The organism is Delftia sp. DLF01, assembly GCF_014852125.1.
Classification (GTDB): domain Bacteria; phylum Pseudomonadota; class Gammaproteobacteria; order Burkholderiales; family Burkholderiaceae_C; genus Comamonas; species Comamonas acidovorans.
On sequence record NZ_JACVAZ010000002.1, the window covers coordinates 163,591 to 187,162 of the forward strand.

The 23,572-nt window shown below is 68.7% G+C and carries 18 protein-coding genes; 15 read left to right on the forward strand and 3 right to left on the reverse strand.

The genetic code is table 11. The features are described from left to right. Positions 1-331: 331 nt before the first annotated feature. The gene (locus tag IB269_RS09135) at positions 332-1,804 is read left to right on the forward strand and encodes a glycosyltransferase family 39 protein (protein WP_192366992.1); all 1,473 of its coding nucleotides are present in this window, start codon (positions 332-334) and stop codon (positions 1,802-1,804) included. 76 nt (positions 1,805-1,880) lie between these two features. Beyond that, positions 1,881-2,429 carry a hypothetical protein gene (locus tag IB269_RS09140; protein ID WP_192366993.1) on the forward strand — a complete coding sequence of 183 codons (549 nt, stop codon included), beginning with the start codon at positions 1,881-1,883 and terminating at the stop codon, positions 2,427-2,429. A 31-nt stretch (positions 2,430-2,460) separates the two neighbouring features. Here the strand turns inward: IB269_RS09140 and IB269_RS09145 are convergent, their stop codons facing one another. Then, positions 2,461-3,120 carry a TetR/AcrR family transcriptional regulator gene (locus tag IB269_RS09145; protein ID WP_192366994.1) on the reverse strand — a complete coding sequence of 220 codons (660 nt, stop codon included), beginning with the start codon at positions 3,118-3,120 and terminating at the stop codon, positions 2,461-2,463. Between the two features lie 60 nt (positions 3,121-3,180). On the opposite strand from IB269_RS09145, the gene IB269_RS09150 reads away from it, so the two are divergent. From IB269_RS09150 to IB269_RS09205, 12 genes are all read left to right on the forward strand, one after another. Further along, positions 3,181-4,389 carry an arabinose transporter gene (locus tag IB269_RS09150; RefSeq protein ID WP_192366995.1) on the forward strand — a complete coding sequence of 403 codons (1,209 nt, stop codon included), beginning with the start codon at positions 3,181-3,183 and terminating at the stop codon, positions 4,387-4,389. Beyond that, complete coding sequence (locus IB269_RS09155) at positions 4,382-5,164, forward strand: siderophore-interacting protein (protein WP_043823936.1); 783 nt, start codon at positions 4,382-4,384, stop codon at positions 5,162-5,164. The genes IB269_RS09150 and IB269_RS09155 overlap by 8 nt, the downstream gene beginning before the upstream one ends. Positions 5,165-5,287: 123 nt before the next feature. Then, on the forward strand, positions 5,288-6,721 hold the full coding sequence (locus IB269_RS09160) for an amidase (RefSeq protein WP_192366996.1): 1,434 nt from the start codon (positions 5,288-5,290) through the stop codon (positions 6,719-6,721). A 1-nt stretch (position 6,722) separates the two neighbouring features. Beyond that, positions 6,723-7,598, forward strand: a complete 876-nt coding sequence (locus IB269_RS09165; protein WP_013803733.1) for a polysaccharide deacetylase family protein — start codon at positions 6,723-6,725, stop codon at positions 7,596-7,598. Positions 7,599-7,626: 28 nt separating this feature from the next. Beyond that, complete coding sequence (locus IB269_RS09170) at positions 7,627-9,072, forward strand: MFS transporter (RefSeq protein ID WP_192366997.1); 1,446 nt, start codon at positions 7,627-7,629, stop codon at positions 9,070-9,072. A gap of 7 nt (positions 9,073-9,079) precedes the next feature. Then, positions 9,080-9,856: an SDR family NAD(P)-dependent oxidoreductase gene (locus IB269_RS09175; RefSeq protein ID WP_192366998.1), complete on the forward strand. Its 777-nt coding sequence runs from the start codon at positions 9,080-9,082 to the stop codon at positions 9,854-9,856. Between the two features lie 11 nt (positions 9,857-9,867). After that, a complete protein-coding gene (locus tag IB269_RS09180; RefSeq protein WP_192366999.1) occupies positions 9,868-10,626 on the forward strand; it encodes an SDR family NAD(P)-dependent oxidoreductase in 759 nt (252 codons plus the stop codon). 191 nt (positions 10,627-10,817) lie between these two features. Further along, positions 10,818-11,174, forward strand: a complete 357-nt coding sequence (locus tag IB269_RS09185; RefSeq protein ID WP_225614067.1) for a hypothetical protein — start codon at positions 10,818-10,820, stop codon at positions 11,172-11,174. Further along, entirely contained in the window at positions 11,171-12,271 is a 1,101-nt protein-coding gene (locus IB269_RS09190; protein WP_192367000.1) for a CobW family GTP-binding protein, read from the forward strand. Before IB269_RS09185 ends, IB269_RS09190 begins: the two co-directional genes overlap by 4 nt. A gap of 23 nt (positions 12,272-12,294) precedes the next feature. Next, positions 12,295-13,485 (forward strand): ABC transporter substrate-binding protein, encoded by a 1,191-nt coding sequence (locus IB269_RS09195; protein WP_192367001.1) that lies wholly within the window; start codon positions 12,295-12,297, stop codon positions 13,483-13,485. A 63-nt stretch (positions 13,486-13,548) separates the two neighbouring features. Continuing rightward, positions 13,549-14,625 (forward strand): GntR family transcriptional regulator, encoded by a 1,077-nt coding sequence (locus tag IB269_RS09200; RefSeq protein WP_192367002.1) that lies wholly within the window; start codon positions 13,549-13,551, stop codon positions 14,623-14,625. 128 nt (positions 14,626-14,753) lie between these two features. Further along, on the forward strand, positions 14,754-15,143 hold the full coding sequence (locus tag IB269_RS09205) for a hypothetical protein (protein ID WP_013803741.1): 390 nt from the start codon (positions 14,754-14,756) through the stop codon (positions 15,141-15,143). Between the two features lie 61 nt (positions 15,144-15,204). On the opposite strand, the gene IB269_RS09210 is transcribed toward IB269_RS09205, so the two are convergent. Continuing rightward, positions 15,205-16,719 carry a L,D-transpeptidase family protein gene (locus IB269_RS09210; protein WP_192367003.1) on the reverse strand — a complete coding sequence of 505 codons (1,515 nt, stop codon included), beginning with the start codon at positions 16,717-16,719 and terminating at the stop codon, positions 15,205-15,207. Further along, complete coding sequence (locus tag IB269_RS09215; RefSeq protein WP_318652148.1) at positions 16,719-18,047, reverse strand: tetratricopeptide repeat protein; 1,329 nt, start codon at positions 18,045-18,047, stop codon at positions 16,719-16,721. Before IB269_RS09215 ends, IB269_RS09210 begins: the two co-directional genes overlap by 1 nt. Positions 18,048-18,525: 478 nt before the next feature. On the opposite strand from IB269_RS09215, the gene IB269_RS09220 reads away from it, so the two are divergent. Beyond that, the gene (locus tag IB269_RS09220) at positions 18,526-23,571 is read left to right on the forward strand and encodes a hypothetical protein (RefSeq protein WP_192367005.1); all 5,046 of its coding nucleotides are present in this window, start codon (positions 18,526-18,528) and stop codon (positions 23,569-23,571) included. The last annotated feature ends 1 nt before the right edge of the window (position 23,572 follow it).

Below are 23,572 nucleotides of genomic sequence, written 5' to 3' on the forward strand. Positions count from 1 at the left end.
GCTTTTTTCTTGTCCATCGCGCACCAGGCAGGTTCAACCAGCGCCCTGCCCCCGGCTGCAGCCACGCAGCCCGCCGTGAGCCCGCAGTCAACGGTCTCCACACATTCTTCACACAGTCTTTACATTGGATTAACCAAGCAGACATAAGCTGCCGAGCTTCTAGCGCTCGCGTAAGCCAAGAGTCCGTAGCCAACGCTGAAGCTCCCGTTCGACCGCCTTCCTGGGAATTTCCCCTGTGCCAGCGCACTTGTCATCGCCGCTGGCATTTCCTATGACCCATCCCGTCCCCTCACAAGCAGCGAGCGCGATCTCGCGAAGCGCTCCGCTGGCCATGCCCGCACCGTCGCTTTCCCTGGACATCAAGGTCCTCATCGGCCTCTTTCTCTTTTCGGTGGTCTGGCTGCTGCAGATCGACAGCTCCAGCCTCACGGCACCCAAGGACAACCTCGAACAGCTGACCTGGGTGCACAGCCTGGAATGGGGCTACTACAAGCACCCGCCCCTGCCGACCTGGCTGCTTTCGGTGCCGGTCCATCTGTTCGGCCTGTCTGCGCGCACCAGCTACGCCGCCGGCGCGCTTTTCACGCTGGCGGGCCTGTTCCTTTTCTGGAAGCTGCTGAATGACTTGCGCGGCAGCCGCTACGCCACGCTGGCCCTGTTGGCGGCCATGTGCATCACCTACTACAACGAGCGGATGCACTTCTTCAACCATGAAGTCGTGCTGATGCCCTTCTTCGTGGCCAGCGCCCTGCTGGTGTGGCGTGCGGTGGGCAGCAGGCAGCTGCGCTGGTGGGCCGCCCTGGGCTGCTGCCTGGGGCTGGGCGCACTGGCCAAGTACCAGATGATCCTGGCCGCCGTGGCGGTATTCCTGTTCTGGCTGGCGTCAGGCGCCTGGCGCGAGCGGGTCCACATGATCGGCCTGGTGCTGGCGGCAGCCATCTCGCTGGCCATCATCTCGCCGCACCTGTACTGGCTTTTCCTGAACGACTTCGGCCCCATCCGCTATGCCACCGAATCCTCGCTGGGCGCCAGCCTGGGCGGCGGCGCCAGGCTGCTCAATACGCTGCACTGGCTGGCCGACCAGCTGCTCAACCGTGCATTGCTCGCCTGGGTGCTGCTGGGGCTGGTGATGGCACTGCAGCGCCGCAGCCGCCTTGTGCCGCAGGACACACCGCAGCGTCCCGGGACAGCCGATGCATCGCGCGCGCTGATCCTGTGCTTTGGCCTCACGCCCATCGTGCTGACCTGTGCCATCGGCATCTTTGCGGGCTCGTCGCTGCAGCTGCACTGGGGCACGCCCTTTCTGCTGCTGGCCGTTCCCGTCGCCATGGAGCTGGCCGGTGCCAGGCTGCACCCGTCGCGCATATCGATCACCACCGCCATCAAGTGCTTCGTGGCGCTTCAACTGGCCTTGCTGCTCGTGGCCCAGATGACCTCGGCGCGCAGTGAACTGCGGCTTAACAGCCGGCACTGGAGAAACTTCGATTCAAAGGCCTTGAGCCAGGCGCTTGCCGAACCCGCGCGCGAAGCGCTGGGCGGCGATATCCGCGTGATCGCAGGCCCCACGGCCGAGGCCAAGGCCCTGGCCCTGAAGCTGCGCGAAAAGCCCCTGGTGCTGATCGATGGGCGCATGGACATCAGCCCCTGGATTTCCCAGCACATGGTGGATGCCTGCGGGGTGCTGCATCTGCAACTGGCGGCATCGCAGCCGCCCGGCCACCAGCCGGTGGGCGAAGGCTTTCCCTCCCTCTTCTGGCGTGTCAGCCCGCCGGAAGAAGATGCGGGCAGCTGCGTCGAAAGCTGAACGAATAAGGTCCTTGCGGGCCGCGCCTGTCGGCATTGCGTGATTGCACCCATTGTTGAGAACCACCGCCGTGCCCATGAAATCCCCCTGCGAAGAACTCATCGACATGCTGGGCCAGCCTTATGACGCCGGCAAATTGGCCCAACTGCTTGGCTCACTGGGTGTCAAGCGAATGCCCAGGCCGTCGAGCCATTTTGATGACGACATCATCTGGTCCGCCAAGTCCTCGCTGCGCATCGATGTCTATCGTCCCCGGGCACTTTCCAGGCTGACGGGGAGAGACTGGGAGGATGGCGATGTCTGGCTCATTGGCTCCGTGCATTTTCTTGCGCCGGGGGCAGACAGCAGAATCCGGGCCGTATTTGCGGGCAGCCTGCCTTCGGGGCTGAGCATGCGATCCCCACCTGAAGCGCTGGTGGCGGTTTTTGGGCCGCCGCAAATGGATGATGGGATCGAGCGACCGGGACATGGCGGACGTCTGCTGGCCTGGCGCAAGCCGCAGGTCAACATCGTGGCCGAGTATGAGGACGCGGGCGAAGCTGGCTCCATCACCAGCTTTGTGGTGTGCCTCATCGGCTGCATAGGCGCATGGCGCCACGACGATCCGGAGGTCTTCGCGCCCTGAGGACCTGGCGGCCAAATCGCGCTTTGCATCCTCAACCCAGGGCAGGCGCTCGCAGATACCCCATCAGCACCTGCACGATGCCATCCTCCAGGGCCTGGGGGGTGAACATGGCCGGCGGATCGATGACGGCGGCATGCACCAGGGACTCCATGGTCTGCAGCAGCATCCAGGTGGCCAGGTCCAGATCGCGGTGGGCGAGCTGACTGCGGTGCAGCTCCAGGAGCTGGCGCACCTGGCGGAAGATGCCGCCGTCGGCCGCGCTTTGCTCGCGCGGCGCGTCGAAGAAGGGGAACTCCTTTTCCAGCACCCGGTGCAGATCGGGCTCGACCCGATGCGCCGCCAGCAGCGCGCGGACCATGGCCTGCACATGGCCTTGCAGGCCCTGCGGCCGCTCTGCCGCAAGCACGGCGGCAATGGCCGCGTACATCTGCGCCGCGTGGCGCTCGTGCAAGGCCGTGATCAGCGAGTCCTTGTTGGGAAAGTACTGGTAGAGCGAACCCACGCTCACGCCTGCGCGCTCGGCCACCAGATTGGTGTTGGTGGCGGCGTAGCCGCGTTCTGCAAGAACGCGAGCCGCGGCCTCCAGAATGGCCTCGACCGTGGCAAGGGAACGCGCCTGCCGTGGCTGCTTGCGGGGCTGGGGCGGCTGCCGCTGCGCCGCCAGCGAATGCGAGTTTTCAATGCGAGCCATGGCTCATATTCTCCTGGACATGTGATCTGAGTTTTTACTCGTATTTGAGAGGGAATGCACATGTCTTCCGGAATTTCGCCATCCGCGGCCGCGTCGCCGCCGGTGAACGCATTCGCGCGGCTGCTGCCGCTGACGCTGGCGGTCTTCGTCAGCTTTCTCTGCCTGGGCATGCCCATGCCCGTGCTGCCCCTGCACCTGAGCCAGACCCTGGGACTGGGCACGCTGGGGGTGGGCACGGTGATGGGCTGCCAGTTCGCGGCGGCCCTGCTGTCGCGGGCCTGGGCCGGCTCTCTGGCCGACACGCGCGGCGCCAGGCGTGCCGTGGTGCTGGGTATGTTGCTGGCCGCCGCTTCGGGCGTGGCCTACCTGATGTCCCGCGCCTTCGAGGGCGGACAGGCCGCAGTCTGGGTGCTGGCCGCCGGCCGCGTGATGCTGGGCTGCGCCGAGAGCCTGATCATCACCGGCGCCCTGAGCTGGGGGATGGGAATGATCGGCCCGCAACATGCCGGCAAGGTGATGGCCTGGGTGGGCATTGCCATGTACGGCGCCTATGCGGCGGGCGCGCCGGCCGGCGTGGCAGTGCAGGCTGCCTGGGGCTTCTCGGGCATTGCCGTGGCCACCATCGTGCTGCCGCTGGCCGCCCTGGTCATGGTCTGGGGCCTGCGCGCCACGCCGGCTGCGGCCCAGCGCCGCACACCGTTCTACAAGGTGCTGGGCACGGTGTGGCTGCCCGGCCTGGGGCTGGCCCTGTCCAGCGCGGGCTTTGGCGTGATCACCACTTTTGCGGCGCTGCTGTTCGCGTCGCGCGGGTGGGGCGCGGCCTCGCTGGCCTTCACGGCCTTCGGCCTGGCCTTCATCGGGGCGCGTTTGTTCTTCGGCCATCTGCCTGACAGGCTGGGCGGCGTGCGGGTGGCGCTGGCCAGCATTCCGCTGGAGGCGGCGGGCCTGCTGCTGATCTGGGGCGGCGGCGATGCGGCCTGGGCCTATGCGGGAGCCGCACTCACCGGCTTCGGCTATTCGCTGGCCTTCCCGGCCTTCGGCGTGGAAGCCGTCCGCCGTGCGCCACCCCAGGCGCGCGGTGCGGCCATGGGCGCCTATGTGGCCTTCTTCGACCTGTCCATGGGACTGACGGCTCCCGCCGCCGGGCTGCTGGCCAGTGTCACGGGCGTCGGAGACGTGTATTTCGCCGCCGCCGTGAGCGTGGCGCTGTCCATTGCCGTGGCCCTGCTGCTGCGCGTGAACGCAGCCCGGGGAGCCTCCCATGGCTGAGCCGCTTCACACCCCCGCCGGCACGCAGCGCGCCCTGGGCACCGTGGTGAACGTGCAGTCCATCACCCCGCGCATGCGCCGCATCACGCTGGGCGGCGAGCAGATTGCCGCCTTCTCGCGAGCGCCCGCAGCGGATGCGCCCGCTGCCTGGGTCAAGCTGTTCCTGCCGTCCGGCGAAGGCCGGGCCTATACGCTGCGCAGCGTGGACCGCCAGGCCGGCACGCTGGACATTGACCTGGTGCTGCATGGCGATGCGTTCAATGCCAACCATCAGAACAACACCTCCGCTGGCGGCGACGGCCCCGCCTCCCGCTGGGCCGCCCAGGCCCGCGTGGGCGAGCAGGTGGCCATTGCCGGCCCACGCAGTGGCGGCTTCGCTCCACCAGCCGACACCGATTGGATGATGCTGGCAGGCGATGCCTCGGCCTTGCCGGCCATGCAGTCCATCGCCGCGAGTCTGCCGGCCTCCGCCCGGGTCAAGGCCTATGTGGAAATCGTCGACGACGGCGAATGCCAACCCATGGACAGCACCGCCAACTGGCGCACCGAGTGGATCACCGCTGCGCCAGGCCAGCCCGGACAGAGGCTGTGCCAGCGGCTCATGTACCGGCCGCTGCCGCTGGGCACCGGCTATCTGTGGATGGCTGGCGAGTCCGGCGCCATGCGCACGTTGAAGATGCATTTCCTGGACCGTGGCATCGCCCGCACGCAGCTGAGCACCAAGGGCTACTGGAAATCCGGCGAGGCGGACCACAAGGATCGCCAGGATCGCTAGGGCCGCGCACGCAGCTGTCTCCACCCATCAACAGCGCCACATCCCCCGGGTAACCACCCGGACGCGGGATGCAGGCGCTCACTAGAATCAAAAAATGAACTTTGACATCAACATTCAAATTCAATGAAAACCAATGGCTGCCAGACGGCGCCTCCCTCGGCCTCCGAACTGCATGCGGCCTATGCAGCCGGCACGCTGACGCCCATGCAAGCCACGGAGCACTGCCTGCGCGTTGCCTGCGCAAGCCAGTCCGTGTTCACGCGCATCACGGCGGACCGCGCGCTCGAAGAGGCCCGGCAGTCCACCGAGCGCTGGCGCACGGGCCGGCCGCTGGGGCCGCTGGACGGCATCCCCATCAGCTGGAAGGACTTGTTCGACGTGCGCGGCACGCCGACCACGGCGGCCTCGGCCCTGCTGCAGTCGGCCGCGCCAGCCCGGGCCGACGCCGCCGTGGTGGCGCGTGCCGCAGCGGCCGGCATGGTCTGCCTGGGCAAGACCAATCTCAGTGAGTTCGCCTACTCGGGCCTGGGGCTCAATCCCTGCTTCGGCACGCCGGTGTTTGCACATGAGGGAGGCCACGACCGGGCGCCCGGGGGCTCGTCCAGCGGCGCTGCGCTGGCCGTGGCCCTGGGGTGCGGGCCGCTGGCCATGGGCACGGACACGGCGGGGTCCGTGCGCATTCCCGCCGCCTTCAACGGGCTGGTGGGCTATCGCGCCAGCAGGGGGCGCTATTGCCTGCAGGGCGTGTTTGCGCTGGCGCCGTCCCTGGACACCCTGGGGCCGCTGGCCCTGAGCGTGGCCGACTGCATGGCGCTGGACCGCGTGCTGCGCGGGCTGACCGACGACGGCCATGCGAACGCATTCCCCGCCGCAGACCTGCGCAATCAGGTGTTCTGCACGGACCTCAGCCTGCTGGATGACGACCGCGTGCAAGCTCCCGTGCGCAACAACCTCCTGTCCTCCCTGGCCTTGCTGGAGACCCGGGGTGCCCGCGTGGAGCGCCGCACGCTGCGCAGCCTGCGCGCCGTACGGACGCTGACCCGGCGCCATGGCTGGCTGGGCGCCCATGAAGCCTTTGCCACCCACCGCGCACGCCTGGACGATGCCGATCAGGCCGCACGCATGGACCCGCGCGTGCGCCAGCGCCTGGAGGCGGCCAGGCATCTGAGTCCCGACAGCTACCGGACATTGATCGCCCAGCGCGCACCACTGATGGCCTTGTTCGCGCAGGAGCTGGGCGATGCCACCCTGGTGCTGCCCACCACGGGCCACACCCCACCCCTGCTGCTGCCGCTGCTGGACGACGACAGGCTGTTTGCCGAAACCAACCTCGCCACGCTGCGGCTGACCATGCCCGGCAGCTACCTGGACACGCCGGCCGTGGCCCTGCCCAGCGGCGTGCAGCGCATTCCCGGCCTGGACGGCAGGCCTGCGTTTCTGCCCACGGGCCTGCAGCTCATGCGCCCCCGGGGCGATGACGACCGGCTGCTGCGCATTGCGCTGAGCGTCGAACAGGTTCTTTCCCCCTCCACCGTTCCCATTGATAGGAGTGCATGACATGAGCAAGGAAATCCAGATCACGTTTGGCGTGGACGTCGATGCCGTCGGCGGCTGGCTCGGTTCGTATGGCGGGGAGGACTCGCCAGACGACATCTCGCGCGGCATGTTCGCGGGCGAGGTCGGCTCGCTGCGGCTGCTCAAGCTGTTCCACAAATACGGCCTGAAGACCACCTGGTTCATTCCGGGCCACTCCGCCGAGACCTTTCCCGAGCAGATGAAGGCCGTGGTGGACGCGGGCCACGAAATCGGCATCCACGGCTACAGCCATGAGAACCCGATTGCAATGACGCCCGAGCAGGAAGAGGCCGTGCTGGACCGCAGCATCGAAGTCATCACGCGGCTGGCCGGCCGCGCGCCCACGGGCTACGTCGCTCCGTGGTGGGAATTCAGCCCGGTCACCAACGAGCTGCTGCTCAAGAAAGGCATCAAGTACGACCACAGCCTGATGCACAACGACTTCCACCCGTACTACGTGCGCGTGGGCGACCAGTGGACCCGCATCGACTACAGCAAGCATCCGGACACCTGGATGAAACCCCTTGTGCGCGGCAAGGAGACACGGCTGGTCGAGATCCCCGCCAACTGGTATCTGGACGACCTGCCGCCCATGATGTTCATCAAGAAGTCGCCCAACAGCCACGGCTTCGTCAACCCGCGTGACATAGAGCAGATGTGGCGCGACCAGTTCGACTGGGTCTACCGCGAGCACGACTACGCGGTCTTCCCCATCACCATCCACCCCGATGTCTCCGGCCGCCCCCAGGTGCTGCTGATGCTGGAGCGCCTGATCGAGCATTTCCAGTCGCATGAGGGCGTGCGCTTCATGACGTGCGACCAGATCGCCGACGACTTCCTGCGCCGCCAGCCGCGTTGATGCCGCATCCCACCTCAGCGAGGACACCATGAATACCTCCGCCATTGCCTCCGACGCCCAAGGCGCCGGCCATCCGGCCCCGGCCGGCATCGATGCCCCCTGGACCGCGCCCACCGTGACGCGCAGGCAGGTCAGCTACGCCACCTGGGTCTGCTTTTTCGCCTGGGTCTTTGCCGTCTACGACTTCATCCTCTTCGGCACCCTGCTGCCGCAACTGGGCGAGCACTTCCAGTGGAGCGCCGAGCAGCAGGCGCGGCTGAACACCTGGGTGACGCTGGGCACGGTGATCGTGGCCTTCGGCATCGGCCCCATCGCCGACCGGCTGGGGCGGCGCAAGGGCATCATCATCGCCGTGGCGGGCGCCGCGCTGTGCTCGGGCCTGACGGCGCTGGCCGGCTGGGTGATCGGCCTGTCGGCGGGCCTGGGCTTCGTGCTGCTGATCGTGGTGCGCTCGCTGGCGGGCCTGGGCTACGCCGAGCAAAGCATCAACGCCACCTACCTGAGCGAGCTGTTCTCCCTGGTCTATACCGACCCGGCCTCGCTGCGGCGGCGTGGCTTCATCTACTCGCTGGTGCAGGGCGGCTGGCCCGTGGGCGCCGTGCTCACGGCCGTGCTGGTGGCCCTGCTGTATCCGCTGGGCGAGCGCTGGTTCGGCCAGGGCGGCGGCTGGGCGCTGTCCTTCGTGTTCGCCATGTTCCCGGCCCTGGTGATCGCCGTGCTGGGCCGACGGCTGGTGGAAACACCCCAGTTCCTGACCGCGCGGCGCGTGGCCGATCTGCGCCGCGCCGGGCGCGAGGCAGAGGCCATGCGCCTGGCGCAGGAGCATGGCGCCAGCCCACAGCAGGAGCAGCACACCGGCCTGTCGGCCATGTTCCGCGGTGCCTCGCTGCGGCCCACGCTGTCGCTGGCCCTGGGCTTTTTCCTGAACTGGTTCGCCATCGTGATCTTCGCGGTGCTGGGCACCTCGGTGCTGGGCGGCGCGGGCGGCACGCCGGGCAAGGGCGTGGATTTCTCCAGCGCGCTGCAGGTGCTCATCATCTCCAATCTCGCGGGCTTTCTGGGCTATGTCTTCCACGGCTGGCTCGGTGACCGCATAGGCCGGCGCAACGCCGTGGCCATCGGCTGGATGCTGGGTGGCCTGGCCTTCGCGCTCATGCTGAACGCGCCCTCGGGCGACTTCTGGCGCATCGTGCCGCTGTACTCGCTGGGGCTGTTCTTCCTGATCGGCCCCTATGCCGCCGCCCTGTTCCTGATCGGCGAGAGCTTTCCCAGCCACATCCGTGCCACGGCCAGCTCCTTCGTCAACGCCATGGGCCAGGTGGGCGCCATCGCGGCAGGCTTTGGCGTGACCTGGACGCTGTCGCAAGGCTCGGACTGGGTGCAGGCGGCGCTGTACTGGGGCGCCATTCCCTGCGCGGCCTCGGGCCTGCTGATGTTTCTGGCGCCCCATGTCGATCCCGAGACCGTGAAGTGAGGCCGACATGAACCCGGACACCCCCAGCAACAAGGTGGCCCTCGTCACGGGCGCCGCCAGCGGCATCGGCCAGGCGCTGGCCGTGGCCTATGCGCAGGCAGGCATTGCCGTGGCCGGCAGCTACTACCCCCGGGATCAGCACGATCCCGGCCAGACCCTGGAACTCGTCGAACGCGCAGGCGGGCGGTGCGTGATGGAGGCGGTCGATGTGGGCGATGCCGAACAGGTCGAGCACCTGGCCCGGGTCGCCGTGGGCCGCTTCGGCCGGCTGGACTTCGCCGTCGCCAATGCGGGTTTGCTGCGCCAGGCGGCCCTGGTCGAGATGAGCGATGCGCAGTGGCTGGAGGTCATCAACATCGATCTGGGCGGCGTGATGCGCACCTTCCGGGCCAGTGCGCGCCACATGGCTGCAGGCGGGGCCATGGTGGCCGTCTCCTCCATTGCAGGCGGCGTCTACGGCTGGGAGCAGCATGCCCACTATGCGGCCGCCAAGGCAGGCGTGCCCGGGCTGTGCCGCGCCGTGGCCATGGAGCTGGCACCGCGCGGCATACGCTGCAATGCCGTGATTCCGGGCCTGATCGAGACGCCGCAATCGCTGGATCCGGTCAACTCGCTGGGGCCGGAGGGCCTGGCGCTGGCGGCCAGGGGCATCCCGCTGGGACGCGTGGGGCAGGCCCGCGAAATCGCCGCCCTGATCCGCTTCCTGACCAGCGACGAGGCCTCCTACATCACCGGCCAATCCATCATTGCCGACGGCGGCCTGACCGTGCGCTGGCCCAGTTGAGGACATCCGACATGAACACCTCCAAGCCCCTGGACGGCCGCCGCGCCGTCGTGACAGGCGCCGGCAGCGGCATCGGCGAGGCCATCGCCCTGGCCTATGCGCAGGCCGGCGCGCAGCTGTTGCTGGCCGACATCGATGCCGCCCGCGCCGACAGCGTGGCCCGGCGCTGCCGCGCGCTGGGCGCGCAGGTCGAAACCGTCATCGGCGACGTGGGCGACGAGTCCACGGCCCACCGCATCGTCGACCGCTGCGTGCAGGCCTTCGGCGGCATCGACATCCTGGTGAACAACGCCGGCATGCTCACCCAGTCGCGCTGCGCCGAGATGTCCACCACGATGTGGGACGAGATGCTGCGCGTGGACCTGCGCAGCGTCTTCCTGTGCGCGCGGCGCGCGGTGCCGCACATGCAGGCGCAGCGCTGGGGCCGCATCATCAACATCGCCTCGCAACTGGGCATCAAGGGTGGCGTGGAGCTGAGCCACTATGCGGCGGCCAAGGCCGGCGTGATCGGCTTCACCAAGTCGCTGGCGCTGGAAGTGGCACCCGACAACGTCCTGGTCAACGCCATTGCCCCCGGCCCCATCGCCACGCCGCTGGTCGATGGCATCAGCGCGGACTGGAAGCGCGCCAAGGAGGCCAGCCTGCCGCTGGGCCGCTTCGGCCGCGCCGACGAGGTGGCGCCCACGGCGGTGCTGCTGGCCTCCGATCCCGGTGGCAATCTGTATGTGGGGCAGACGCTGGGGCCCAACTCCGGCGATGTCATGCCGTGAAAAGAAGCACCCCCTGAGTCGCTTCGCGCCTTCCCCCTCTCTTCGGAGGGGGGCGTACGGGCAGCCGGCGACACCCTCGGTGCGGGGCGGCGCGGCCGGCATAGGCCCTTCCTCGGTGTCTCTGCTCTTTGGCTGCGCCAGTTTCGCAGGCGGCTCCATTCGCAACCGAAAGGGTTTCTGTCATGTGTGGAATGTGCGGTTTGCTGCAGGCCTCCGGCCACTGGAGCCAGGCGCCGGCCGGATCGGCCGGGCGACGCCAGCGGCTGATTCAGATTGCGCGCGCCAACCGGCTGCTGGCGCTGTGGCGGCTGCGGCTCAGCGACTTCCATGGCCAGTCCTATGTGCTGGCCGGCCCCACGGGGGCCAGCGTGCTGATTGCCGATTTCGGTGCGCTGTGGCCCGCCGCCGAGCAGATGCTGGGCCGAGCCCTGGATCCGCTGGCCATGCCGTGGCAGCCGGCGCAGGCACAAGGGCAGGCACAAGGGCAGGCACAAGTGCGGTCACAAGGGCGTGCACCAGCACAGGAACACAGGGAGCAGGCGCCATGAACGGCCTGACGGACCACCACAGCGAGCGGCTGCTCGTAGGCGTGCTCACGGGCTTTCTGGGCAGCGGCAAGACCACGCTGCTCAGGCAGTGGCTGCAGGACTCGCCCGCGGGCGAGACTGCGGTGCTCATCAACGAATTCGGGGCCGTGGGGCTGGACCATCTGCTGGTGGGCCGCATAGACGCCGACACGGTGCTGCTGGACAACGGCTGCGTCTGCTGCGCCATACGCGGCGAACTCAAGGACGCTTTGTGGCGCCTGCACCAGCGCCGCCTGCGCGGCGAGCTGCCGCCTTTTCAAAGGGTGCTGGTGGAGACCACGGGGCTGGCCGCGCCCGGCCCTGTGATCGCCACCTTGATCGGCGATGCGCAGCTGCGCCAGATCTTCAGGCCGGCCTTCATCTCCACCGTGGTCGATGCGCTGCATGCCCCGTGGCAACAGTCCCGGCGCCCCGAATGGCTGGCCCAGGTCGCGGCGGCCGACCGGCTGTACCTGAGCAAGACCGACCTGGCCACGCCACAGCAGGCCGAGGCACAGCGTGCGCAACTGGCGCAGATCAATCCCCTGGCCAGCGTCGTCACCTGCGGCCCTGGCGCAGCGGTACCGCCTGCCTGGCAGATGCAGGAATCCCATGCTCTGCAAACCGATTGGCTGGCACGCGCCATTGCCGGCACGCCGCGCGGCCGCGCGGGCCAAGGCCAGGGCCAGGGCCAGGGTCTGCATGCAGGCGCCCAGGCGTTCTGCCTGGAACTTGACAGCCCGGTGGACTGGTGCGTGCTCACCCTGTGGCTGACCATGCTGCTGCACCGCCATGGCGACCGGCTGCTGCGCCTGAAGGGACTGGTGGCCGTGGCCGCGGATGGCTGGCCGCAGGGGCAGCCCACGGCGCTGCACGGCATGGGCCATCTCATGCACGCCCCCGAGCATTTGCCCGAGTGGCCGGGCAAGGACAGGCGCTCCCGCCTGGTCTTCATCACGGCCGGGCTCGATGAGCAGCAGGTCAGGGCCTCCTGGCAATCGTTCCAATCGTTCTACCGCCTCCACTCGCAGGACAATGGCAGCCAGACCCCGGCAAGCCCCTCACCCCACACTGCGTGAACCTCCACGGCAAGGACCGCAACATGCGCAAGAACGATCCCGAACTGCGTGTCCTCGGCACCTCGGTGACGCTGACCGAAGCCCTGCGCCAGCGTGCGCAGCAGGACCTGGGCATACGCATCCATTTCGAGGTGCTGGACGGCTTCGACGCCCAGCGCCAGGCCGTGATGCGCCAGGACAGCTTCGACCTGTACGACCAGTGGTTCCACAGCGTGGATTTCCTGTGGCCCACCGGCACCCTGCAGCCCATCGACACGGCGCGCCTGACCTGTTGGGACGAGGTCAACGCCCTGCCCCGCACCGGCCGCATCACGCCGCAGGCGGCCTTTGGCGCGGGCTGCAATCCTGTCACGCGCCTGTATGTGCAGGCCGATGGCAGCGTCAGCGATGTGCCCAGTGCGCATATCTCCATGCTGCCGCTCACGCACAACGTCGACAGCTTTGTCTACCTGCCCGCCGCCCTGCCCGCGCTGTTCGACCAGGCCGAGGAAAGCTGGTCCTGGCTGGTCTCCCCCGCCTGCCGAGGGCGTGCTGCGCTGCAGGCCGATGCCGCCATCGGCGCGCTGGACGCGGCCCTTGCCCTGCAGGCCAACGGCGACATGCGTTTCGGCGACATCAGCAACCTGGGGCTGGAGGAGATCGACCGGATGATGGCCGTGCTGCTGCAGCGGCAGGAGTCCGAGCAGTTCAGGGGCTTCTGGGGCAACTACGCCGATGCGGCACGGCTGATGATCGATGCCGGCGTTGCCATCCAGAGCCACTGGTCGCCGGCCATGGGCCACTACCGCGCGGCGGGGCTGGACTACCGCCTGGCCTGTCCGCGCGAAGGCTACCGCGCCTGGTACGGCGGTCTGGGCATCTCCAGCCAGGCCAGGGGCGACACGCTGGATGCCGCCTACCGCTACCTGAACTGGTGGCAATCCGGCTGGCCCGGTGCCGCGATGGCGCGGCAGGGCTACTACATCTCCAACCCGCTGCGCACGCGCGAGCACCTGAGCGCCAGCGAATGGGACTACTGGTACGCCGGCCTGCCCGCCGCCGAAGACCTGCAGGGCACCGACGGCCAGCTCGTGATCCCGCGCGGCAGCGTGCGCGACGGCGGCTCCTACGAGCAGCGCCTGGGCCGCATCGCCGTCTGGAACACCGTCATGGACGAGCACAACTACCTGGTGCGCCAGTGGGCCACGCTGCTGCGCCGTGCGCGCGCCGTATAGTCCTGCCCGATGACGGCCCCGCCGGCGGCGGCACACGCACACGCACACGCAGATGAAGCAGGAATGAGAAGAGCCATACAAGCATCCACGCAGACCGCGCGGGACGAAGAGACCGGCGAGAGCGGCGAATCTGGCGATTCAGAGCGCCGGCTGCGCTATGAACTGATACGCCAGCGCCTGCGCCAGGCCATCGTCGAGCAGCGGGTGGCGCCCGGCCTGGTGCTGCTGGAGGGGCCGGTTGCCAAGGTCTTCGGCACCAGCCGCATTCCCGTGCGCAAGGCCTTCGAGCTGCTGCATGCCGAAGGGCTGCTGAGCACCTTCGACGGACGCGGCTACCTGGTCGCCCGGCCCGGGCAGGCCGTGCAGCCCCAGCGCCTGACGCTGGACGCGCAGGCCCTGGGCCTGGAGGCGGGCCAGGCCACGATCCACATTCCATCGGAAAGCGAGCGCATCCACGACGAGCTGGAGCAGTCCATCTCCATCGCCATGATCTTCGGGCGCTTTCAGATCGATGAGAGCGCCGCCATGGACCACTTCAACGTCAACCGCGTGGCCCTGCGCGAGGTGCTGAGCCGGCTGGTAGATAGAGGGCTGGTGGAGAAAAGCACCTACGCCGCCTGGCGTGTGGCCGCGCTGACGGCACGCGCGGTGAACCAGGACTTCGAGCTGCTCGCCTTGCTGGCGCCCGCAGCGCTGCGCGAAAGCGGGCCGCGCCTGGACAGGGACATGCTCGCCAGCCTGCGCCACGGCCTGCAAGGCGCGACGGCGCCGGGTGTTGCGGACACGCAGGAACCATTGCGCCTGGAACAGCGCCTGGAACAACGAGTCGAGCAGCACCTGCATGGCGACTTCCTGGCCCGGCACCCCAACGACAAGCTGGTGGGCATGCTGCAGCAGTGCCAGATGCCCTGGCTGATCCACAGCACCTTCTGCCGCATGTTTCCGCAATCGCCCAACCCGCCGCTGACGGAGAACTGCCGGCAGATCGTCGATGCCTTGTGGGAGGGGGAGTATGAGCGGGCCGCACAGGCGCTGCAGGACTATCTGGCCCAGGCGCGCAAGCGCGCCCAGCTGCAGCTCAAGGTGCTGGCCGTGCTGCCTGAGACGCAGCTGCCCGCCTACCTGGTGCGGCAGACCTGATCTTGTGATTCCTGCAGTCGGCTGCCGCTGCCCGGCGCGGCTGGTTGCATGTGGAACCGCTGGTTTGCCTGCCGTTCACCGGGCGTTTACGCAAGCACGGCATATTGGTCGCCCAAAGGACCGCACCGATGAACGCCTTGCGCATCAGCACCACCGTCTTCACCGAAGCCAGATTCTGGAGCCTGGTGGTTTTCTCGGTCGTTCTTCCCTGCGCCATCTACGCGGCCCTGCTGGCCAAGCGCAGCATCTCGCGCACCACGGTGCTGCTGTTCGGGCTGGCCCTGGTGGCCATGGCGGGGGTGGATGTCTACCTGCTGCAGAGCCTGGCATCGGCGGCCCGGCAGACGCCGTCGCTGTCGGACAACGCCATCTTCGTCTCGGAGCTGTCCACGGCGCTGTACCTGCTGCCGGCCATGATTGGCGGGATCGGCGTGAACATGACCTCGCATGTGCTGATACAGCATCTGTTCGATGCGGAGCGGCGGTTCGACAGCAACCGCAAGAACGAGACCACCTGAGCCGGCCGGGCCCCGCCTGGCGCTATCGGGCGCTATCGGGAGCAACCGGGCTCGGCCCGGTTCAGCCCATCACGTCTTCGGAAAAGAGCTGCCAGCGCCCGCCCGTCTTGCGCCAGTACTGGCGCAGCGGCAGGCCTTCGGCGAAGGCCTTGCTGCTGGCGCGCAGGTTGACCACGCGGATCTCCCCCTTGGCATCTTTCCAGGAATAGATGGACAGGTCCTGCAGCGTCACGCCGGGGCGGTTCAGGTAGGCAGCCAGCCGTTCCTGCGATGCGCGCGAGGCGGGCGACTGCAGCAGGTCCGGCGCGTAGAGCGCGGCCAGCTTGCGCGGGTCGGCCCCGTCCCAGGCGCTCTTCCATTCCTCGACGACACGCACAAAGGCATCTGCCGCCTTCTGCTGGGCCTGGGCCTTGGGGGGCACCCACTGCAGCTTTTCGCGGATCAGCACCGGCGTCTGCCGGTCCACGGTCTGCATGAGCAAGGTGAGGTCGGGGTTGGCCAGCACCAGGCAGCCATCGCTGGCCTCGGGCGCGCGCGAGAACTGGTCGGGCGGCGAGCCATGCAGCCAGATGCCGCTGCCCGATCGGCCCACGGCCTTGTCCCAGTCGTTGGGGAAGTTGACCGTGAGCGCACCCTTGCCATAGAACTCCGGCAGCCGGGGTCCGGGGATGTGGCGGCCCACGAAGTAGATGCCCAGCGGCGTGCGCTGGTCGCCTTCCTGCCATTTGTCCGTGCCCAGCTTGCCCACGGAGACATAGAAATCCCCCACCAGCCGCAGCCCGCCCGCCTCATGGGCGAACAGGTACAGCCGTGACTTGCTGGCGTCGATGGCAATCGCATGCCGCACCGACGCGCCCAGCATCAGGAACTCGCCGGGAACGGAGCCCGCGGGCGGCGCGCCGCTGTCGGCCTGCAGGCGGCGCTTGAGTTCGTTTTGCAGATCCTGCAGCTGGGCCTGCGTGGGACTGGCCGGGCCTTCCAGCCGCGCGACACTGCCCACGGACAGGTTGTGCCGCACCAGCACACCCTGGCCCGGATGGCCGGGAGCGGAGGAGGCGGCGACGGGCGTGCCCGCCAGCACCTCGCCGGCACGGCCGGTCTTGAAGCGCAGCAGGTCGGCATACACCAGCTGGGCTGCGCGGAAATTGGGAACCTCGGCGGTGAGATCACCGGCGGCCTTCAGCGCGCCGTCCAGATCCCGCTGCTCCACCTGGCGGATGATGGCCAGCAGGCGGGCCTCCGCCTGGCTTTGCTGTGCGGGGGCGGCGGCCTTGGCATGGGTCGCTGCTGCGGCAGCGGCGCCGCCCGCCGTGGCCACCGCAGCGGCGGCCAGGGCGGGCTTGCCCGATGCCGCGCGCAGCCTGGCTGCGCCCGCCTTGCCGGAGGCAGGCTTGGAGGAGACAGGCTTGGCAGCTGCCGTTTTGGAGGCCTTGGCCTTGGCCTGCCTGGCATGGGCTGCCGGGCTGAAGGACACCGCGGACAGCGCGACCAGCAGCACGGCCACCCCGGCGGCCCGCGCATGCAGGCGCAGCAGGCCGGTGGGTGGCAGTGCCAGGGGACGCGCTTTTTCAGGCATCAGGAGCCGGTTCCTTCATGGGTGATGCGCCATTGTCCCTTTTCGCGCTGCATGCGCAGGGTCTTGCGGGTAGTGGTCTTGAGCGCGCCCGATGCGTAGTACTGGCGGAACTGGGCCGTGGCCTTGTCGCCATCCACGGTCACCTTCAGGTCGCGCACATTGACGACGATGGCGGTGCGGCCAACGATGCGCTGGCGGCGCTGTTCCTTCCACTTGGCCAGGCTGCTGCCATCGGCCGGGGAGAAGTGGTCGCTGTAGGCGTCCAGGTAGCGGTCCATGTCCTGGCCGGCCCATGCGGTGGACCAGGCCTTGACGGCGGCTTCCACTTCCTGCGCGGCAGCCGATTGTGCGGCCTTCTTCTCATCGACGGCAGGCGCTGCCTTGGCAGGCTCGGCGGCGGCCACGGCGGTGGCGGCTGCTGCGGTAGCCGGAGCGGCGGCCTTGGCCGCTGCCTGCCTGGCTTCCTCGGCCGCGCGGGCCTTGTCCTGTGCTGCCTGAGCTGTCTTTTCCTGGGCCAGCTTGGCCTCTGCCGCCTTGGCTTCCGCCGCCTTGGCCTGGGCCAGCTTGGCTTCTGCAGCCTTGGCCTCGGCAGCCTTGGCTTCTGCAGCCTTCGCTTCCGCCGCCTTGGCCTGGGCGGCCTTGGCATCGGCGGCCTTCACTTCAGCGGCCTTGAATTCGGCAGCCTTGGCCTCTGCGGCCTTGGCTTCGGCGGCGCGGGTCTCGGCCAGCTTGGCGTCGGCTTCGCGGGCCTGGGCTGCCTTGGCATCGGCCACCTTGGTCGAAGCGGCCGTTGCCGTGGCCTGGGCCGTCTTGACCTGGGCGCCGCCCTGCTTGGGGAAGATCTGCGTGATCAGGGCCAGCTTGGGCTGGATGGCCTGGCGCGACCCGTCCAGCTGCAAGGCCTTGGCATAGGCATCGCTGGCCATGCGCGCATACAGGTCGCCCAGGTTCTCATGCGCCGTGGCGTAGCTGGGGTTGGTGCGAATGGCCTGCTCCAGCACTTCCGAGGCCTTGCGCTCCTGGCCCTCGGCGGCGTACAGCACGGCCAGGTTGTTGTAGGGCTCGGGCAGGCTGGGGTAATCACGGGTCAGCGCCGTGAAGATCTTGATGGCCTGGGCGTTCTGGCGCTGCTCCGCCGCGATCACGCCCTGCAGAAAGCGCATCTGCACATCGGCCGGGTTCTGCTTGAGGTAGGCCTCGGCCTGCTTGGCGGCCTGGGGCGCCTTGCCCTGCTCCAGCAGCCGGGAGACCTCGTCCACCGCCTCCTGCGACGCATGGGCAAACGCCCCGCACAAAGCGGCCCCCAGGCTGAAGGCGGCAATGGCCACAGGTCGGGCTATCCGCAAATAGGTACGACCCGGCACTCGCGACGGAACTCTGGACGAAATCAGCATATGGGCGCTCTCTACGCAATGAAAGTTGGAAGACGGGCCTGTTCGCTTTTGGGCTTCTTGCACACGCCGATATGCGCCTGCAGCCAAAAGCCAGCGATTTTATAGGCGAAAGCCACCTTGCCCCGCTGCATGGGCCCTTGAGACAAGGGCCATGAAACACGGCGCAAAGCCTGCTCCGAGGTAACGGAGCGGACCGGGCGGCGTTACGTAACGTGTGCCGTAACAGACCGTTGCTGAGACATTGTGATCAATAACAAAAACCATACAAATCAATATCTTAGGAAGATTCCTAGGCCATCCAGACCTGCCACCGGCACATGGCATGCATGTTGCACAAAAGGGCTCGACAGATTTCACGGCTTCCAAGCCACCGTCTGACCTTGTCGTTTCAACCCTTGTCTGGAGAGAGCAAATGACCGCCCAATCGATGCAGCCCACTGGCAACACCACCGTCAGCCCCGTGCAGTTTGCTGACCAGCAGCCCTCCACCGTTGTGCTTGCACAGCTGGGCACATCGAACACGCAGCCCGGCGCGGCTGCGGTGCTCATGCCCCGGGGCGCCGGTCCCGCCACGATGTCCCAGGTCAGCCCGGGCGTGCAGATCGTGCGCAACGGAGAAACCCTGATGGCCCAGCCCGGCAGCGCGCTGCAGGTGGGCGACAAGATCATCGTGCCCGCCGACGGCAGCGCCAAGGCGCTGTTCCAGGGCAAGGACGGCCAGACCCTGGTCGGCACCTTCGAGGGCGGCACGCAGGCCACGCTGACCCAGCGCGACGGCGACGGCGCAGGGGCCATGGTGCTGGACCTGGCCTCTGGCAACGTCCAGGTGGCACCCGCCAATGACGGCGACGCCCTGGGCCTGATCGTCACCAAGGAAAGCGCCGCAGCCGCAGCCGGTGGCTCCGTGCTCAGCGACTTCCTGCTGGCCGGCCTGATCGGCGCGGGCGGCGTGGGCCTGATCGCAGCAGCCAACAGCAGCGACGACGATCCGGCGCCCCCGCTCCCGACCGACCCCACCAACCCGACGAATCCGACGGATCCGACAAACCCCACGAACCCGACAAACCCCACCAATCCGACCAATCCGACGGACCCCACGAATCCGACCAATCCCACGAACCCGACAAATCCGACCAATCCTACGAATCCGACCAATCCCACGGATCCTACGAACCCGACCAACCCCACCAACCCCACCAACCCCACCAACCCCACCAACCCCACCAATCCAACAAACCCAACGAACCCGACCAATCCGACCAACCCCACGGATCCCACAAATCCGACCAACCCCACGAACCCGACAAACCCCACCAATCCGACCAATCCCACGGAGCCCACCAACCCGACGAACCCGACCAACCCCACGGATCCCACGAACCCAACCAACCCTACGAACCCGACCAATCCGACCAACCCCACGGATCCCACGAACCCGACCAATCCCACGAACCCCACCAATCCGACCAACCCCACGGATCCCACGAACCCGACCAATCCTACGAACCCCACCAATCCGACCAACCCCACGGATCCCACGAATCCGACCAATCCCACGAACCCCACCAATCCGACCAACCCCACGGATCCTACGAACCCGACCAACCCCACCAATCCCACGGATCCGACGAACCCGACCAACCCGACCAATCCCACGGACCCCACCAATCCGACGGATCCCACGGACGGCCACGGCCTGATCACCTCCGTGCAGGACGTGGTGGGTGCGCTGTCCGGTGGCACGGTCGCCGGCCCGGTGGGCAACCTGATCGATACGCTGGTCAATCCCGGCAGCGGCACGCTGTCCGGGGTGACAGGCCTGCTGGAGAGCCTGACCAGCACCAATGGCGGGCCGCTGGGCGTGCTGACCGAGCTGGTGGACGGCCTGGTCAATATCCAGAATCAGGGCCTGGAGCCCCTGATCAGCACGCTCAATGAGCTGCTCAAGGGCCTGGACGAAGCGGGTTCCGGCGGCTCCATCGGTACGGTAGTGGACAACGTGCTCGGCGGTCTGCTCGACGAAGACGGTGCGCTGGGCGGCCTCCTGGCCGGCGTGGGCGGACTGCTGGGCGGCCTGGTGGGCGGCGGAACGGGCAATCCTCCCGGCACGCCTGACAGCGGCGTGGTCACCTCCGTGCAGGACGTCGTGGACGGCCTGCTGGGCGGCACCGTGGCGGCCCCCGTGGGCCAGTTGCTCGATGCGCTGGCCAACCCCACGGACGGACTGCTGTCCACCGTGACCGGCGCGCTGGAGAACCTGACCAATGTGGAAGGCGGCCCGCTGGGCGTGCTGACCGAGCTGGTCAATGGCCTCACCCAGGTGGACGGCGAAGGCCTGGCCCCCGTGATCGGCACCCTCAACGAGCTGATTGCCGGTCTGGGCAACGGCCTGGGCGAAGATGGGCTGGGCGGACTGGTCGGCAGCCTGCTGGGCGGCCTGGTGCCCGGTGGCGGCACGGGTGGCGGCACGGGTGAAGGCCTGGTCACCACGGTGCAGGATGTGGTGGACGGCCTGCTTGGCGGCACCGTCGCAGCCCCTGTGGGCCAACTGCTGGACGCGCTGACCAATCCCACCGATGGCACGGCCTCGGTCGTGACCGGCCTGCTGGAAGGCCTGACCAGCGTGGACGGCGGCCCCCTGGGCGTGCTGACCGAACTGGTCAATGGCCTGACCCAGGTAGACGGCCAGGCACTGCAGCCGGTGATCGGCACCCTCAACGGCCTGATTGCCGGCCTGGGCAACGGCCTGGGCGAGGGCGGCATCGGCGAGCTGGTGGACGGCCTGCTGGGCGGCCTGATCCCCGGCGGCACGGGCGGCGGCAGCGGCGACGGCCTGGTCACCACGGTCCAGGACGTGGTGGACGGCCTGCTCGGCGGCACCGTCGCAGCCCCTGTGGGCCAGCTGCTGGACGCGCTGGCCAATCCCACCGATGGCACGGCCTCGGTCGTCACCGGCCTGCTGGAAGGCCTGACCAGCGTGGACGGCGGCCCCCTGGGCGTGCTGACCGAACTGGTCAACGGTCTGACCCAGGTGGACGGCCAGGCCCTGCAGCCGGTGATCGGCACCCTCAACGGCCTGATTGCCGGCCTGGGCAGCGGCCTGGGTGAAGGCGGCATTGGCGAGCTGGTCAGCGGTCTGCTGGGTGGCGATGGCGGCCTGCTGGGCGGCGTGATCGGCGGCGACGGTGGCTTGCTGGGCGGCGTGCTTGGCGATGACGGCCTGGTCGGCGGTCTGCTGGGTGGCGACGGTGGCCTGCTGGGCGGTGTCCTTGGCGGTGACGGCGGCCTGCTGGGTGGTGTGCTTGGCGATGACGGCTTGGTTGGCGGTCTGCTGGGCGGCGATGGTGGCCTGCTGGGCGGCGTGCTTGGCGACGACGGCCTGGTCGGCGGCCTGCTGGGCGGCCTGGTTCCGGGCGGCGGCACAGGCAGCGGCGACGGCCTTGTCACCACGGTGCAAAACACCGTTGGCGACCTGCTCGGCGGCACGGCCGGAGCGCCTGTGGGCCAGGTGCTGGATGCGCTGATCGACCCCGGCACCGGCGCACTGTCCGTGGTCACGGGTCTGGTGGAAGGCGTGACCCAGGTCAACGGCGGTCCGCTGGGTGTGGTGACGGACCTGGCCAACGGTCTGACGCAGGTCCCGGGCCAGGCACTGCAGCCGGTGATCGGCACCGTCAACGGCGTGCTGGCCGGCCTGACCGGCGGCGATGGCCTGCTGGGTGGCGTGGTCGGCGGCGACGGCGGCTTGCTGGGTGGCGTGCTCAGCGATGACGGCCTGGTCGGCGGTCTGCTGGGTGGCGACGGCGGCCTGCTGGGTGGCGTGCTCGGCGACAACGGCCTCGTCGGCGGTCTGCTGGGCGGTGACGGCGGTCTGCTGGGCGGCGTGGTCGGCGGCGACGGCGGCTTGCTGGGTGGCGTGCTCGGCGAAGACGGCCTGGTCGGCGGTCTGCTGGGCGGCGACGGTGGCCTGCTGGGCGGCGTGGTCGGCGGCGATGGCGGCCTGCTGGGTGGCGTGCTTGGCGATGATGGCCTGGTCGGCGGTCTGCTGGGCGGCGACGGTGGCCTGCTGGGTGGCGTGCTTGGCGAAGACGGCCTGGTCGGCGGCCTGCTGGGCGGCCTGGTTCCGGGCGGCGGCACAGGCAGCGGCGACGGCCTTGTCACCACGGTGCAGGACACCGTTGGCGACCTGCTCGGCGGCACGGCCGGCGCCCCTGTGGGCCAGGTACTGGATGCGCTGATCGACCCCGGCACCGGCGCCCTGTCCGTGGTCACGGGCCTGGTGGAAGGCGTGACCCAGGTCAACGGTGGTCCGCTGGGTGTGGTGACGGACCTGGCCAACGGTCTGACGCAGGTCCCGGGCCAGGCACTGCAGCCGGTGATCGGCACCGTCAACGGCGTGCTGGCCGGCCTGACCGGCGGCGATGGCCTGCTGGGTGGTGTGGTCGGCGGCGACGGCGGCTTGCTGGGTGGCGTGCTCGGCGATGACGGCCTGGTCGGCGGTCTGCTGGGTGGCGATGGCGGCCTGCTGGGTGGCCTCACGGGCGGACTGACGGGCGGCTCCGGCCTGGTCGGCGGCCTGCTCGATACGGTAGTGGGCGACAACGGCATCGTTGGCGGACTGCTGGGCGGCGACGGCGGCCTGCTGGGCGGCCTCACTGGCGGTCTGACGGGCGGCTCCGGCCTGGTCGGCGGGCTGCTCGACACGGTGGTGGGCGACAACGGCATCGTTGGCGGACTGCTGGGCGGTGACGGCGGCCTGCTGGGTGGCCTCACGGGTGGCCTCACTGGCGGATCGGGCCTGGTCGGTGGCCTGCTGAACACCGTGACGGGCGACAACGGCGTCGTCAGCGGCGTGCTGGACACGGTGGCAGGCAACAACGGCATCGTCAGCGGCGTGCTCGACACCGTGGCCGGTGGCAGCGGCATCGTCAGCGGCGTGGTCAATACCGTGGCGGGCGACAACGGTGTCGTCAGCGGGCTGGTCAACACGGTGGCGGGTGACAACGGTGTCGTCAGCGGGCTGGTCAACACGGTGGCTGGTGACCACGGCATCGTCAGCGGCGTGGTCAACACCGTGGCCGGCGACAACGGTGTCGTCAGCGGGCTGGTGAACACCGTGGCTGGCGACAACGGAATCGTCAGCGGCGTGGTCAACACCGTGGCCGGCAACAACGGAATCGTCAGCGGCGTGGTCAACACGGTGGCCGGCAACAACGGCATCGTCAGCGGCCTGCTGGGTGGCGGCAGCAGCGGCGGCGGCCTGCTGGGCGGGCTGCTGGGGGGATCGTCCGGCGGCGGGCTGCTCGGTGGCCTGCTGGGTGGCACATCGCACGCGGCAGCGGCCTCGGTCGCCGAGCTGGATCCGATTGCCACCTCCATCAGCAGCCATGCCAGCAGCACGGCCGATGCAGCAGCCAGCGTGCTGACGCAGCAACTGCACCACAACACCCTGCTCTGAG